The 15,434-nt window shown below is 63.9% G+C and carries 14 protein-coding genes; 7 read left to right on the forward strand and 7 right to left on the reverse strand.

Features of this window, described 5'->3' with window-relative positions; all coding sequences use genetic code 11:
• Positions 1–3 precede the first annotated feature (3 nt).
• On the forward strand, positions 4–417 hold the full coding sequence (locus AB0H22_RS02070) for a VOC family protein (protein ID WP_180748531.1): 414 nt from the start codon (positions 4–6) through the stop codon (positions 415–417).
• A complete protein-coding gene (locus AB0H22_RS02075; protein WP_180748532.1) occupies positions 414–1,016 on the forward strand; it encodes a pyridoxamine 5'-phosphate oxidase family protein in 603 nt (200 codons plus the stop codon). Before AB0H22_RS02070 ends, AB0H22_RS02075 begins: the two co-directional genes overlap by 4 nt.
• Before the next feature lie 35 nt (positions 1,017–1,051).
• Here AB0H22_RS02075 and AB0H22_RS02080 read toward each other — a convergent pair whose 3' ends face one another.
• Together AB0H22_RS02080 and AB0H22_RS02085 are read right to left on the reverse strand one after the other, a co-directional pair.
• A complete protein-coding gene (locus tag AB0H22_RS02080; RefSeq protein WP_180748533.1) occupies positions 1,052–2,014 on the reverse strand; it encodes a MerR family transcriptional regulator in 963 nt (320 codons plus the stop codon).
• Positions 2,015–2,073: 59 nt separating this feature from the next.
• Positions 2,074–2,973, reverse strand: coding sequence for an SDR family NAD(P)-dependent oxidoreductase (locus tag AB0H22_RS02085; protein WP_180748534.1), 900 nt, complete (start codon positions 2,971–2,973; stop codon positions 2,074–2,076).
• A 307-nt stretch (positions 2,974–3,280) separates the two neighbouring features.
• On the opposite strand from AB0H22_RS02085, the gene AB0H22_RS02090 reads away from it, so the two are divergent.
• Entirely contained in the window at positions 3,281–4,222 is a 942-nt protein-coding gene (locus AB0H22_RS02090; RefSeq protein WP_180748535.1) for a ferritin-like domain-containing protein, read from the forward strand.
• Positions 4,219–5,745 (forward strand): NAD(P)/FAD-dependent oxidoreductase, encoded by a 1,527-nt coding sequence (locus AB0H22_RS02095; protein WP_358144441.1) that lies wholly within the window; start codon positions 4,219–4,221, stop codon positions 5,743–5,745. The genes AB0H22_RS02090 and AB0H22_RS02095 overlap by 4 nt, the downstream gene beginning before the upstream one ends.
• Positions 5,746–5,751: 6 nt before the next feature.
• Here the strand turns inward: AB0H22_RS02095 and AB0H22_RS02100 are convergent, their stop codons facing one another.
• From AB0H22_RS02100 to AB0H22_RS02110, 3 genes are all read right to left on the reverse strand, one after another.
• Positions 5,752–6,663 carry a pseudouridine synthase gene (locus AB0H22_RS02100; protein ID WP_180748537.1) on the reverse strand — a complete coding sequence of 304 codons (912 nt, stop codon included), beginning with the start codon at positions 6,661–6,663 and terminating at the stop codon, positions 5,752–5,754.
• A 9-nt stretch (positions 6,664–6,672) separates the two neighbouring features.
• A complete protein-coding gene (locus AB0H22_RS02105; RefSeq protein WP_180748538.1) occupies positions 6,673–8,442 on the reverse strand; it encodes a glycerol-3-phosphate dehydrogenase/oxidase in 1,770 nt (589 codons plus the stop codon).
• A 115-nt stretch (positions 8,443–8,557) separates the two neighbouring features.
• Positions 8,558–9,973, reverse strand: a complete 1,416-nt coding sequence (locus AB0H22_RS02110; protein ID WP_180748539.1) for an NAD(P)H-quinone dehydrogenase — start codon at positions 9,971–9,973, stop codon at positions 8,558–8,560.
• 105 nt (positions 9,974–10,078) lie between these two features.
• On the opposite strand from AB0H22_RS02110, the gene AB0H22_RS02115 reads away from it, so the two are divergent.
• The gene (locus tag AB0H22_RS02115; RefSeq protein WP_180748540.1) at positions 10,079–10,555 is read left to right on the forward strand and encodes a gamma-glutamylcyclotransferase; all 477 of its coding nucleotides are present in this window, start codon (positions 10,079–10,081) and stop codon (positions 10,553–10,555) included.
• Here the strand turns inward: AB0H22_RS02115 and AB0H22_RS02120 are convergent, their stop codons facing one another.
• The gene (locus AB0H22_RS02120) at positions 10,556–11,728 is read right to left on the reverse strand and encodes a M20 family metallopeptidase (protein ID WP_180748541.1); all 1,173 of its coding nucleotides are present in this window, start codon (positions 11,726–11,728) and stop codon (positions 10,556–10,558) included. It abuts the gene before it with no gap.
• Positions 11,725–12,930, reverse strand: coding sequence for a M20 family metallopeptidase (locus tag AB0H22_RS02125; RefSeq protein ID WP_180748542.1), 1,206 nt, complete (start codon positions 12,928–12,930; stop codon positions 11,725–11,727). Before AB0H22_RS02125 ends, AB0H22_RS02120 begins: the two co-directional genes overlap by 4 nt.
• A 117-nt stretch (positions 12,931–13,047) precedes the next feature.
• Here AB0H22_RS02125 and AB0H22_RS02130 point away from each other — a divergent pair, with 117 nt between their 5' ends.
• Together AB0H22_RS02130 and AB0H22_RS02135 are read left to right on the forward strand one after the other, a co-directional pair.
• Positions 13,048–13,815, forward strand: a complete 768-nt coding sequence (locus AB0H22_RS02130) for a purine-nucleoside phosphorylase (protein WP_358146002.1) — start codon at positions 13,048–13,050, stop codon at positions 13,813–13,815.
• On the forward strand, positions 13,812–15,425 hold the full coding sequence (locus AB0H22_RS02135; RefSeq protein WP_180748544.1) for a phospho-sugar mutase: 1,614 nt from the start codon (positions 13,812–13,814) through the stop codon (positions 15,423–15,425). The genes AB0H22_RS02130 and AB0H22_RS02135 overlap by 4 nt, the downstream gene beginning before the upstream one ends.
• The last annotated feature ends 9 nt before the right edge of the window (positions 15,426–15,434 follow it).

The raw sequence follows: 15,434 nt of genomic DNA on the forward strand, positions 1-15,434 counted from the left end.
CGCTTGCACGAAGAGGAAACGGTACAAGTGAAGGTGACGCGGTTCGACCACATCGTGATCAACTGCAGCGACGTGGACACAACCGCGGCCTGGTATCAGCGCGTCCTCGGTATGTCTCGAGAAACGTTTGGGCCTGCGGCGCGTACAGCCTTGGTGTTCGGCAGGCAGAAGATCAACCTGCGGCCCGTAACGGCGACCCAGGACGAATGGTTCACCGGCCTGGCCGCCGCAGCGGGGTCCGATGACCTCTGTTTCGTGACCGATGCGTCGCCCTCGGAGGTCGTGGACCATCTCATCGCCTGCGGCATCGAGATCATCGAGGGACCGGTCACCAAGGTCGGTGCACTGGGCGAGATGACATCGCACTACTGCCGCGACCCTGATGGGAATCTCGTCGAGATCGCGGTATACCCATGACCAACAACCACTACCACCATCTCGCCTTCGGCCCGGATGCGATCGAGCGCCAGCGCACCAACGGCAGCTACGTGGCCTATGGCACGCACTTGGAACGCCCCGACGACGGCCCCGACGACCTGGGACCACGGGAGCTGCGGATGATCGCCGAGGCTACGCAGTTCTGCCTGGGCACCGTGACGCAGACGGGCTGGCCGTATCTCCAATACCGCAGCGGCCCTCCCGGATTCGTCCGGCATCTCGGCGGCAACACCTTGAGGTTCATCGACCTTCCCGGCAACAACCAGTTCGTGACACTCGGAAACCTCGCCGCCGATGACCGGTTGGCGATGTTCTTTGTCGACTACCCGCGCAAGCAGCGCCTCAAGGTGTTCGGCCGTGGCAGTGTGCATGACGGCGAACGCCGCGAGATCGAAGTGGCGGTGGAGGCATTCGACTGGAATTGCTCCCGCAGCATCATCCCCCGCTACGACCAGCAGTACATCTCAGAGCTCGGCAAGGCATATCAGGAACGGGCCGCGGCCAAGGAGGCCGAGCTCACCGCCGAAATCGAGAGGCTTAGAGCTCGAGTCGCCGAGCTAGAACAGAACAGCACCTAGCCCCATGACAGAGCTCCGCCCATCTGGCACGCGCGTCAGGGCCCGGATTCCGGGAGATCCGGCGTCTCCAGCAGCGCCGCGAGATATCCGCTCAAAACCGATCTGATCGAATCATCGATCGCTGTAGCCATACTCGTGCCAACTGCTTCTGTGGCAAGAGTCCGAAACCGGGTAAGGGTGTACGAAAGGCCGCTGAAATCGGCTTCGCCGGTCGCCAGAGTCTTGATATCAATCCGTGCTAGGTAGTGGTCCGCACCCGCCCGGACCAGAATCTCACTAACCTGTTGCAGCAATTCCGAGATTCGGGCATGCACATCCAGAATCTCCGGCATGTCGATTCCAAGCCCGCGTGCCTCGTTGAACGCATTAATCAGCTTGGGCCGTAACAGATTAACGCTCGAATCTTCGATCTGAACCAGGCCCAGGCGAGCCATCTCATCGAGATTGACCGCCCCTCCGGCAAATTCGACCGCCACCGAGCGGGGCACGGTTTCCGGTCTCTCGACGGCCCATTGCCCACCCACCAGTGCGGATTCAACGCCCAGAATGTCGGCAATGTTGCCGCCGCGCTCCCAGGCGTCGATCATCTCTTTGACGTGTGCGATCTTGTAACCGCGATCCAGCATCGAAACGATGAGTCGCAGGCGGGCCAGGTGGCTATCGTCGTAGATCGCGGATCGCCCGTCACGGCGGGGCGCATGCAGCAGTCCCCGTTCACGGTAAAGCCGCACGTTCCTGGTGGTGGTGCCGGCGAGACGAGCGAGATCGGCGATGTGGAATTTCTCTGTCGCCGATTCCGATGCCGACGGCCGCGCCTGCGAATCGAGCAGCTGCGAAACGATCGAATCAACGGCATCGCGGGACAGATTCCGGACGCGGCGCTGCGCCTTGCGAACGTTCACCAACACCGCAGAGATCGTGTCGGCCCGTTGCCGGGAGCTGGATCCCATCGGCTGGTTGCCAGTCGTCACCGCACTGCGGTCCGATATCGAGGCCACATCACACCTCAAACACTAATCGGTTCCATGGATGGGCAGGCATGACACCGCGCCGACGGCTAGTCCCCGGTCGTCGCATCGGCGAGGTCGCCACGAGCTCCGCTCTCCGCCGGGAGGAGCCGCTGAACCAATCCCAGCGCCCGCATCCACTGAACGGGGAGGTAGCGCTTGAGATACCACCCCAGGACGGCATCGGGCTGCGGCATCACATAGAGCTTGCCGCGGTCGTGGGCATCGAGGGTAAGCCGAGCCACTCGCTCGGGCGCAAAGCCGAACCATCCCATCAATTTCTGGCCGAACTGCAGGGTGGACACCGGGATTCGACCATCGGCGATCACATTGGTCTTGACCAGCGTCGGACACAGCACGGTGACGGTGACGTCGGTGCCGACAAACTCAGCCGCCATCGTCTCCGATAACGACATGACTCCCGCCTTGGAGACGTTGTACGCGGCCATCTGCGGAGCCGCGGCAAATCCGGCGGCCGATGCAACGTTGATGATTCCGCCACGGCCCGCATCGCGCAGGTTCCTGCCGAACAGTTCGCAGCCGTGTATGACACCGCCGAGGTTGATATCGAGTGTCCACTTCCAGTCATCGAGCCCGATATCGCCGACTGATCGACCGCCAATACCAACACCCGCGTTGTTGACGATCAGAGTGGGTGGACCATTGAAAATCAGCTCGGTATGCAGGGCAAGGTTTTCCATATCGGCACGCTTCCCGACGTCGCACTGTACGGAGTGGGCACGGCGGCCGTAGGTCTGTTCGATGGTTTGGACCGTTTGCTCCGCACGATCTTTGTCAATGTCGGCACAAACGACATCGCCACCGCGCGCGGCCAACTCCAGGGCGAATGCACGACCGATACCGCTGCCCGCGCCGGTGACAACGGCTTGCGCCCCGTACGAATTGCCCTGTGCGCGTCTGACACCGCGCAGCGTGCTCAATCCGAACATCCGACTGACCTGCCTTTCGTTATGTGATGCGGCGTGGTCGAAAACCACTGATTTGAAACGTGTTACGCGGAAAACCGCCTACAAGTCGGAGGATGCTCGCGCCTAGCGACGGCGGCATCGGCAAGAGGCCCTCGGCCGCCCTGTCGAACACCAGCATGGCCGCAAATATGCCACTAGTCAATGGTGCAATAACCGAACACTCTCAACACCTTGCCATTGACAAATGGCGTCCATAGTGGTGATGTGATCCTCGACATGATGTCGGTCGCCATGCTCCGCTGGCATATACGAAGGAGACAAGGCAGTAATGGATCTCAACACCACGCTGGCGAAGATCAAGGATCGGCAATGGGGACTCGCCGACATCGACTGGGACGCTCCAGGGGCAGAAACCATCGACGAAGCGTTCAAGCCCAAGCTCAAGGCGTTCATGGCCGACCTGGCCTGGATCGAGAACGTCGGCGCGCGTGGTTTCGCGGCGCTGGCCAGAAAGGCCGAGGACCCGACTCTCGCGGAGATCTACCGCTACTTCCACGCCGAGGAGCAACGGCATGCCAACGCCGAGCTGGCGTTGATGAAGCGCTGGGGGATGCTGGAGGAGGGCGAGTTGCCCGAGCCCAACGTCAACATTCGGCTCGCCATGGACTGGCTGGATCGGTATGCCGACGACATGCCCATGTCCACGCTCGGCACGGTGATCCCGATGCTGGAAGTCGCGCTCGACGGCGCCCTGCTCAAATTCCTGTTGGACGAGGTTCACGACCCGGTATGCAACCAGGTCTTCGAGAAGATCAACAACGATGAATCTCGGCACATTGCAGTGGGTTTCGAGGTCATCGACAGGCTCGGACATGCCCGGCTGCGTCGAATCCTGATCGAATTCGTGGGAACCGTCGCCTCGCCCGGCCTGATCATCGGTGCGCTGATGTACGTGCCGCTGCTGAACCGGATTCTTCGCGAAATGGTCGGCATGGGCTTTGAACCAGAGCGCCTCTACTCCGCGATGGACCGCTTCAAGACGCTGGGCGCGCGAGGTACACATACCAAGCGCATGCCGCTATTCCACGTGGTGAAGTGGCATTCGAACCTAGTCGTCAACAAGTGGTATCCGTATCAGATACTCGCCGATGTCATGGTCAAGGCCAGCGACTTCATCCCGACGCGACTGCTGCCGAAGGTACCGACCTGGTTCAGCGAAATCACCTATGCCCCAGTCAGCAAGGGCATCGAGCGCAGGGAAGCCGCATGACCGACCAGTTCGAGACTTCACACACCTACACCACTCTCGTTATCGGTGCGGGTTTCAGCGGCCTGGGAGCGTCGCACAAGCTCCTCGAGGCCGGCGTCGACGATATTCTGATCCTGGACCGGTCGGACCGGCTCGGCGGAACATGGCGCGACAACACGTATCCCGGTGCTGCAGTTGATATCCCCTCGATGCTGTATTCGTTCTCCTTCGCGCCCAACCCGCACTGGTCACGTGTCTTCGCACCCGCCGATGAGCTGCGCCAGCACATCGACCAGTTGGCGGACAGGTTCGGAGTGCGGCATCTGATCCGGTTCAACCAGGAAGTCACCGCACTCGATTTCGTCGAGCAAGAAGGAATCTGGCGTGTATCAACCAGTTCCGGTATCGAGTACCGTGCGCGGACCATCATCATGGCCACCGGTCCGTTGTCTGATTCCAGCTTGCCCACCATGCGAGGAATGGACACCTTCGAGGGCCACAAGATCCACAGCGCCAAGTGGGACCACGACTACGACATGCGCGGCAAGCATGTCGCCGTGATCGGAACCGGTGCCAGCGCCATCCAGATCATCCCCGAGTTGGTAAAGACCGCCGAGTCCGTGAAGGTGTTCCAGCGCACCGCGGGTTGGGTCATGCCCCGACTCAATGTGGCTGTGCCACCAGCGCTACGGCGACTGTATGCCGCCGTTCCGGCGACACAGCGTGCGTCAAGGGCCGCACTCTATTGGGGGCACGAGGTCGCGGCCCTCGGGCTGGTGTGGAACACCCCGATTACCACGCTCATTCAGAAGCTAGGGATTGCACATCTGCGGAGCGCCGTGCCGGATCCATGGTTGCGGCGTCAGCTCACCCCCAGTTTCCGCGCCGGCTGCAAGCGCATGCTGGTCTCCAGCGAGTACTACCCGGCCCTGCAGAAGGACAACTGCAAACTCATCACCTGGCCCATCGCCACCATCAGTCCAAAGGGACTCCGCACCAGCGAAGGAGTCGAGCACGAAGTCGACTGCATCGTCTTCGCCACCGGCTACGACGTGCATCTGGACGGACCGCCCTTCCCCGTAACCGGACTCGGTGGCCGCACGCTCAAGGACAAGTGGACGGGCCACGCCTACGGATACAAGAGCGCCCACACCTCAGGTTTCCCGAACCTGTTTCTCACCAACGGCCCCAACTCCGGCCCCGGCCACAACTCACTCCTCGTCTTTCTCGAAGCACAGATCGCCTACGCGGTTCAAGGAATCCGGACCGTCGTCGACCACGATCTCATCTACTTGGACGTCCGCGAGGAAGTCGAGCGGCGCTACAACATCGACATACAGAAGCGGCTCAAGCGGACAACATGGATGACCGGCTGCCAAAGCTGGTACCTGACCTCCGATGGCTTCAACGCCTCCATGTATCCGGGGTTCGCAACGCAATACCGCAAGCAAATGCGTGATTTCCAGCTGTCCGACTACCGCCTTGTCCCCGGAGCGTCCGGCACGCAGCGAGCCGTGGCAGATGCGGAATTAGCGGAAGCCTGAGGACGACTAGCCCGGGACAAACGACTCGAATCCGAGATCGCGCCCCGACTGATAGCGGATCTGCTTGCCAGACAAGGGGTCCCGAAATTCGATCGACCGTGCTAGCAGCGCCAGCGGGCGACTGAAATCGTCCTCGCCGACATCGACGATCGTGGGATAGAGGGGATCGTTGACGATGGGAATGCCGAGGCCGCTCATATGCAGCCGCAGCTGGTGCGTCTGTCCCGTGATTGGTGTCAGCCGGTATCTGCCCACCGCGCCCACCCGCTCGACCAGTTCGATATGCGTTTCGGCGTTCACCGGTCCCGGCTCCTCGAATGCCTGAAGGATACTGCGCCGCTTGATAATTCTGCTCCGCAGCGTCACCGGAAGGGTAACGTCGGGATCGACGGGTGCCAACGCCTCGTAGGTCTTGGACACCTGGCGTTGCGCGAACAACGATTGGTATGCGGAACGCGCCTCACGACGCACCGTAAACAGCAATACACCCGCGGTGAGCCGATCGAGCCGGTGTGCCGGTGACAGCTCAGGCAGGTCCAATGCCTTGCGCAGACGCACCAGTGCCGTCTCGGTGACATGCCGCCCGCGCGGCATCGTGGAGAGGAAGTGTGGCTTGTCGATCACCAAGACATTCTCGTCCCAGTGCAAGACGTCGATCGCGAACGGGACGGGAATCTCCACGGCCGCTTCGCGATACGTGTATACCGACGCCCGGGCGGGCAGGTGTGTATCGGCAGTGACCGGCACGCCTGCGGCATCGACGACTTCGCCCCGGCTCACCTTTTCGGCGGCGGCCGAACCGAATCTGGAAACCAGCTCGTCGACCACACACCCGCTCTCGCGCAGTCGGATTCGGACCGGCCCCAAGCCGTCCCGCACCGGTAGCGGTGGCTCAGGAGCCCTTCGCCTGGGGCTCATAACCGTGACTCACTTGGAGGGCGACAGCACGTCGGTCACCGGTTCGACGATGAACGAGCGCGCCTCGGGTGCGGCCACCCGCAGTGCATCCGCCGACGCGTCGTCGGGCTGGCGCTGCGATCGCACCTCGGCATCAACCCGCGCACGATAGGTATCCACCTCGCGGACAATGTCTTCCGCCGACCAGCCGAGCGTCGGACCCACCAGCTCGGCAACTTCCTGGGCACAGTCGACTCCACGGTGCGAGTATTCGATCGCAATCCGCATACGCCGCGCAAGGATGTCCTCCAAGTGCAGTGCACCCTCGGCCACCACCGCGTAGAGCGCCTCCACTCTCAGGTACATCGGGGCCTTGGCAATCGGCTGCAGCAGGCTGCGATCCGAACCCGCACAGGCCAGTACCTCACCGATCAGTGATCCGTACCGGTCCAGCAGGTGCCGCACCCGGTATGGATGCAGACCGTACGTCTCCCCCACATGCTCGGTCTGGTTGATCAGCGCGAAATAGCCGTCGGCGCCGAGCAGTGGCACCTTGGCGGTGATCGATGGCGCCACCCGGGCCGGCACGAATTCGCTTGCCATATCGATGGCATCGGACGCCATCACGCGATAAGTCGTGTACTTGCCGCCGGCGATGGCCACCAGACCTGGGGCCGCCACGGCAACGGCGTGCTCGCGGGAGAGCTTGGAAGTGTCGTCATCCTCACCGGCCAGCAGTGGCCGCAGCCCCGCGTACACCCCGTCAATATCGTTATGTGTCAACGATGTAGCCAACACCGTGTTGACCTTGTCGAGGATGTAGTCGATGTCCACCTTGGTGGCGGCCGGGTGCGCCAGATCGAGATTCCACTCGGTGTCGGTGGTCCCGATGATCCAATGGTTGCCCCACGGAATGACGAACAGCACCGATTTTTCTGTCCGCAGGATGATCGCCACCTCGCTGACAATCCTGTCTCGCGGTACCACGATGTGAACACCCTTGGATGCGGTCACCCGGAACCGGCCACGCGTACGCGACAACGCCTGGATCTCATCGGTCCATACCCCGGTGGCATTGACGACGACATGCCCGCGTACCTCGGTCTCGGCGCCGTTCTCGGTGTCCCGCACCACCACGCCGGTCACGCGATCACCCTCACGCAGCAGCGAGACCACCTGCGTCGAAGCCCTGACGACCGCCCCATAATGCGCGGCGGTGCGTGCCACATTCATGGTGTGACGAGCGTCGTCGACCACCGTGTCGTAGTAACGGATACCGCCGATGAGTGAGTTGCGCTTCAGCCCCGGCGCAAGCCGCAGGGCACCTGCGCGAGTGAGATGCTTTTGGGCGGGAACAGATTTCGCGCCACCCATCTGGTCATACAAGAAGATTCCGGCGGCGACGTAGGGACGCTCCCACCACCGATTGGTCAACGGGAACAAGAACGGAAGAGGTTTGACCAGATGCGGCGCCAGTGTCGTCAGCGACAGCTCCCGCTCGCGCAACGCCTCCTGCACCAAACCGAATTCGAGCTGTTCCAGATAACGCAGCCCGCCGTGGAACATTTTCGAGGACCGGCTCGACGTACCCGCAGCGAAATCACGCGCCTCAACCAACGCGACCTTCAGCCCGCGAGTGGCGGCATCGAGCGCCGATCCGGCGCCGACCACGCCGCCACCGACCACGATGACATCGAACTGCTCGGATCCGAGGCGCTCCCAGTTCAGCGAACGTGCCTGTGGTCCCAGGAACGTATAGGTAGGCCCCCTCGATCGCGACGGGTTGGTTGCGTCACTCACGATTACTTCCCTTCTACGCCTTCACAGGGTCTGGGAATCACTCCGGAACATCACGTTACCGGCCAGTAGCGATCTCGTCAGTGATGCACGCCGCTATGGCGTGTATCGCCGGAAGTCAGTCCAGGTCGTCGTGGGCAATCAACTGGCGCGCCGCTTCCGTCACCGAGCCCGACAGGGACGGGTACACCGAGAGCGTCTGCGCCAGATCGTTCACCGAGAGCAGGTTCTGCACCGCGATAGCGATGGGCAGGATCAACTCGGAGGCGTTCGCAGCGACCACGACACCGCCGATCACCACACCGGTGGCCGGGCGGCAGAAGATCTTCACAAAACCGCGTTTGAGGCCAGACATCTTGGCCCGCGGGTTGGTGTGCAGCGGCAGCATCACCGTGCGGGCAGGCACCTCACCGTTGTCGATGGCCGCCTGGGAGACCCCCACAGCGGCGATCTCCGGACGCGTAAAAACGGCGGCAGCAACAGTTTTCAGCCTGATCGGCTGCACCGCATCGCCAAGAGCGTGATACATCGCGATGCGGCCCTGCATCGCGGCCACCGAGGCCAGCGGCAGCAGGCCCGTACAGTCACCCGCGGCGTAGATGCCGGCCACCGATGTGCGGGACACCCGGTCGACGGTGAGGTAGCCGCCAGCGCCCAGCATGATTCCGACCCGTTCCAGGCCCAGGCCGGCGGTGTTCGGAACGGATCCCACCGTCATCAGCACATGGCTGCCGTCGACCACCCGTCCATCGGCCATCGCCACCCGGACGCCGGTATCGGTTCGGGTCACCGAATCGGCCCGGGCGTTCTTGACGAGCGTCACACCGCGCTCGGCCAGGGTGTCCTCCAGAACCAGGGCGGCATCCTCGTCCTCGTGCGGCAGCACCCGGTCCCGGCTGGCCACCACGGTCACCTGAACGCCCAGCTCGGTATATGCGTGCACGAACTCCGCGCCCGTCACACCCGAACCCACGACAATGAGGTGTTCGGGCAGCTCCTCCAGGTCGTAGAGCTGGCGCCAGGTGAGAATGCGTTCGCCGTCGGGCCGCGCATGGGCCAGCACACGCGGGCTGGCGCCCGTCGCGATGAGCACCACATCGGCCTCCAGGATGGTGCTGCTGCCGTCGGGCAGGCTGGCCTTGATCCGGTGGAATGCCATCCCGACCACGTGATCGACCAGCTCGGCGCGCCCGGCGATCAGCCGCACCCCGGCACTGCGCAGACGGTCGGCGATATCAGCCGACTGCTCGGAGGCGAGGCGCTTGACGCGGCTGTGGATCTGCGGCAGCGAGATCTTGGCGTGCTCCACATCGATGTCGAAACCCAGGTTCGGCGCGCGCCGCAGGTCGGTGCGCACACCGGTGGACGCGATGAACGTCTTGGACGGCACACAGTCGAAGAGCACACAGGCGCCGCCGATGCCGTCGGAATCGATCACCGTCACCTCGGTGGTGCTTCGCTCATGGGCCGCGGCAACGAGTGCCGCCTCGTACCCCGCTGGTCCTCCACCAATGATCACGATGCGCGTTGCCACGGCGTCAAACCTACAAGCACCGAACCGACCCGGCTTGCCATCGTTGGGGAACCCTGCCGCCATCCCTGCCGCCACCTGAGACACAGGACCACTAGGCTTGCCCCCGTGCCGCTCTACGCCGCCTACGGTTCCAACATGCACCCCGAGCAGATGTTGCAGCGGGCGCCGCACTCACCCATGGCCGGCACCGGCTGGCTGCACGGCTGGAGGCTGACCTTCGGCGGGGAGGATATCGGCTGGGAGGGCGCACTGGCCACGGTCGTGCAGGACCCACATTCGAAGGTATTCGTGGTCCTGTACGACATGACAGGGGCCGACGAGAACAACCTCGATCGCTGGGAAGGTTCAGAGCTCGGTATCCACACCAAGATTCGCTGCCGGATCGACCGCGAATCCTCCGATACCAACACCGACCCGGTGCTGGCCTGGCTTTACGTCGTCAACGCCTACGAGGGTGGACTACCGTCCGCCCGGTATCTTGGCGTGATGGCAGATGCAGCGGAAATCGCTGGAGCCCCAGAAACTTATGTGCACGGATTGCGCACCCGGGCGTCGCGCAATATCGGTCCCGGAACGGCCTGACTAGACCGCGCTTTGTTCCACAAGGTTGACCAACGTCCGCACGCCAACACCCAGCGCCCGTTCATCGATATCGAAATTGGGCTGGTGGATATCGAGCTGCGGGCCGGTTCCCGACCACACCCCCAGCCGCGCCATCGCGCCCGGCACCTCCTCCAGATACCAGGAGAAGTCCTCGCCGCCACCGGATTGAGTGGTCTCCGCGAGCGCGTCCAACCCGATGTCCTGGATCGCCCGCACGAAGATGTGCGTGGACTCGGGTTCGTTGATGACCGGAGGAACCCCGCGCCGATAGTTGAGGGTGTAATCGATGCGCAGCGGTGCCAGCAGTCCCTCGATCACATCGCGGACGGTGTCCTCCAGCGTGACCCATACGTCGCGGCTTCCGGTGCGCACCGTGCCGGCCAATGAGCCGATCTGAGGAATGGCATTGGCGGCCTGGCCTGCGTTGACGGCTCCCCACACCATGACGGTGCCTGCCCGCGGATCGATGCGGCGGCTCAGCACTCCCGGTAGGCCGGTGATGATGGTGCCGAGGCCGTACACCAGGTCGGCCGTCAGATGCGGTCGTGACGTGTGCCCGCCCGGGGAATGCAGCGTGACCTCGACGGTGTCCGCGGCCGAGGTGATCGCCCCAGCACGAATCGCCACCTTGCCCACCTCCAGTCGCGGATCACAGTGCAGGGCAAAGATTCTCGTAATACCGGCCATTGCCCCAGCGGCCACCACATCGATAGCGCCACCCGGCATGACCTCCTCAGCCGGCTGGAAAATCAGGCGCACCCCCGACGGCAGCGAGGGTGCCGAATTGAGGGCCATCGCCGCGCCCAGCAGGATCGCGGTGTGCGCATCGTGCCCGCACGCGTGCGCGACATTCGGCACCGTCGACGCATAGGAGGCGCCGGTGCGTTCCTGCATCGGCAAGGCGTCCATATCTGCGCGCAGCGCCACCCGCGGACCGTCTTCGGGCCCGAAGTCGCAGGTAATTCCGGTGCCACCGGGTAGCACCTTGGGGTTCAACCCGGCTTCGGCCAGCCGGGCGGCCACGTATTCGGTGGTGGCATGTTCTTGGCGCGCCAGCTCGGGATGCGCGTGGATGTGACGACGCCACCGGATCAGCGTCTCCGAGTTCTCCTCGAGCCAACGATCCGCTAGGGCGGTTAGCGATTCACTCATACCGCCACCGTCCTACGCGCCAGTCGCTCCAGCACTCGGGACCGCTCGGTCTCGTCCTCAGCCAGACGTATCACGGTGCGCGCCAACATCTTCGCTCCTTCGACCACCGCCCGATCGGCACCTGGTTCCTTCGCCGCCTTTTCGAAATCCGGTTGATGGATGACAGCCCCACCCGAGTCGATGCCGACGACCGGGTGGATACCGGGCAGCACTTGTGTCACATTGCCCATATCGGTGCTGCCCAAAGGCACCGCGGCTTCGAACTCCGCGGGCACCGGCGTGCGGCCCAGGGATTCCATTTCCTCACGGAACACCTGGACGAGCCAGGGATCCGGCGTCAACTCCAGATATGGGGGCGAAGATTCAGCGAGCTCGTGGCTGCATCCGGTCGCCATCGCGCCTGCGGCGAAACAGGCGTACACCTTCTGCTCCAGCTCGCGCAGGGAGACCGATTCGACGGCACGCATCGTGTACTGCATCGCGGCTCGACCCGGGATGATGTTGGCTGCCTCGCCACCCTCGGTGACGATGCCATGGATCAGCTGCCCGGGCGAAAGATGCTGGCGCAACAGGCCGATCGAGACCTGTGCGACGGTGACCGCGTCGGCGGCGTTGATTCCGAGGTGGGGTGCGACCGCGGCATGTGACTCTTTGCCGTGGTAGGTGACCATGACGTCGGTGAGCGCCAGCGACCGGGCGCCGGCGATATCGATCGGCCCGGGATGCAGCATCACCGCGGCCGCGATGTCATCAAAGGCGCCCGCCTTGAGCAGAAGTGCCTTGCCGCCGCCGAATTCCTCGGCAGGCGTGCCGATAACCACCACGGTGAGCCCGAGGGCATCGGCAACCTCGGCGAGCCCCAGCCCGGTACCGACCGCAGAGGCCGCGATGATGTTATGCCCGCAGGCGTGCCCGAGCCCGGGCAGCGCGTCGTACTCGGCGCAAACTCCGATGACCAGTGGGCCATCCCCGAAGGTGGCCCGGAATGCGGTGTCCATACCGCCCTGACCAGTGACGATCTCAAATCCGCGCTCAGCAAGCAGCCGCTGGGTTTTCAGGGCACTGCGAACCTCATGGAAGGCCAGCTCGGGTTCGGAGTGGATGTCATGCGATAACGCCACCAGATCGGTCGCCGCACCATCCACGACCGCGCAGGCAGCCTGGGCATGCGGGGCGGAGGCCGCTTCCGTGGTCAAGGGCATTAGATCAGTATCCCATCATGGTTAGGCTGCCTAGTTGTGACCGATGAGCCACTTGGGCGAAGAGGCGAAAACGCCGATGAGGGTCCGGACAACAAAGCATCTCTCGCGGCGGCGGCAATCGCGGCACGCACCGGCGTCGCATCCCACCGCGTGGCGGTGGTTCTCGGATCTGGCTGGGCACCTGCGGCTGAGGAACTGGGAATCCCCGCGACAACAATTGCGATGGCCGATCTACCTGGATTCAGTCCACCGAGCGCGGCCGGTCACGGCGGATCGGTGCTGTCCGTACCGATCGGCGGCCCCAGAGCCGGCACCGACCGGATGCTGGTACTGCTGGGCAGGATCCACGCCTACGAGGGTCACGACCTGCGCCATGTCGTCCATCCGATGCGCACTGCCTGCGCCGCGGGCGCACGGACGGTCGTGCTCACCAACGCGGCCGGAGGGCTACGCGAGGAGTACACGGTGGGTCAGCCGGTGCTTATCGGCGACCATCTCAACCTGACGGCCAGGTCGCCGTTGGTCGGTGCGCAGTTCGTCGACCTGGTCGACGCCTATTCGCCGCGATTGCGGGCACTGGCCCGGGAGGTCGACGACAGCCTTGCCGAAGGGGTGTACGCGGGTCTGCCCGGCCCGCATTACGAGACACCCGCGGAGATCCGCATGCTGCGCACGTTGGGCGCGGACCTGGTGGGCATGTCGACGGTGCACGAAACCATCGCGGCACGCGCGGCAGGGGCCGAGGTGCTTGGGGTGTCTCTGGTAACAAATCTCGCGGCGGGAATGACCGGGAAGTCCCTCAACCACGAAGAGGTGCTGGCCGCCGGGCGTGCGTCCGCGACGCGTATGGGTCAGCTGCTGAGCTCGGTGATTGGTCGACTATGACGGTTTCCGCGCAAACGATCCAGGAGTGGATCGACCACGATCCCGACCCCGAGACCGCAGCCGAGCTGCGCGCATGCTCCGCAGCGGAGCTCGCAGAACGATTCTCCGAGCCACTGGTGTTCGGTACAGCGGGCTTGCGCGGCACCGTCCGAGGCGGCCCGAACGGTATGAACCTGGCCGTCGTGGTGCGGACCACCTTTGCAGTGGCCAAGGTGCTCAAGAACCGGTGCCTGGGCGGCTCGACCGTGGTGGTGGGTCGCGATGCCCGGCACGGGTCCGACAAGTTTGCTCAGGGTGCGGCGGAAGTTCTTGCCGCCGAAGGGTTCAACGTCGTGCTGTTGCCCCGCCCGCTGCCGACGCCAGTGCTGGCGTTCGCGGTCCGCCACGTGGATGCGGCGGCCGGAATACAGATCACCGCATCTCACAACCCTCCGGCCGACAACGGCTACAAGGTGTATTGGTCGGGCGGGGCTCAGATCATCTCCCCCACTGATCGCGATATCGAATCAACGACGGCCGCTGCCCCTTTCGCCGATCAGATTCCCCGGAATCCGGTCACCCCCGCCGACGACTCACTGGTGGATGCCTATATCCAACGTGCCGCAACGGTGCGCCGAGGATCCGGCGCGGTCCGCGTCGCGCTCACCGCGCTGCACGGGGTCGGCGGGGCCACCGCGTTGGCTGCGCTGAATGCCGCTGGTATCACCGACATCCATGTAGTTGACAACCAGTTCCAGCCGGACCCCGATTTTCCCACCGTCGCGTTTCCGAACCCCGAAGAACCGGGAGCCTCCGACGCGGTGCTTGCACAGGCCGCCCAGGTCGACGCGGATCTGGCGATCGCGCTCGATCCGGATGCCGACCGGTGCGCCATCGGAATCCCCACCACGACAGGTTGGCGCATGCTTTCCGGGGATGAAACCGGTTGGCTGCTGGGTGATTACATCCTCTCGACGCAACCTCGTTCATCCACTCCGCCAGTGGTGGCCAGCACCGTTGTCTCCTCCCGCATGCTCGCCCGCATCGCAGCATCGCTTGGCGCACGCCATGTGGAAACCCTCACCGGATTCAAATGGCTGGTCCGGGCAGCGGATTTCGATCTGGTCTATGCGTACGAGGAAGCCATTGGGCATTGCGTGGATCCGGCCGCGGTGCGCGATAAGGACGGCATCTCCGCGGCGGTACTCGCCTGCGACCTAGTCACGCACCTGCGTGCCCTCGGCACGAGCATCGAGGAAAAGCTTGAGAATCTGGCGATCAGGCATGGCATCCACGTGACCGCGCAGGTGTCGCGGCGGATGAACTCGCTCGACGACATCACCGCGATGATGACCCGCCTCCGGGAGAACCTGCCCGCCGCACTGTCCGGGTTCCCCATCACCCCGGAGGATCTGCTGGAACGACGGGGCCAGGAGCGCACCGATGCGGTGATCCTCTCCGGCGAAATCGGCGGGTCGTCCATCCGGCTGGTGATCCGCCCATCGGGAACCGAGCCAAAGGTCAAGTGCTACATCGAGGTCCGTGAACCCGTCATCACGGACGCAACCGTCGCGCGGATCTGGGCCGGCGTCGTGGTCTCCGAGCTGGAGGCGTACGCCCGGAACATCTAGCTCGGCCCG

Source organism: Mycobacterium sp. NPDC050853 (genome assembly GCF_040653875.1).
Classification (GTDB): domain Bacteria; phylum Actinomycetota; class Actinomycetes; order Mycobacteriales; family Mycobacteriaceae; genus Mycobacterium.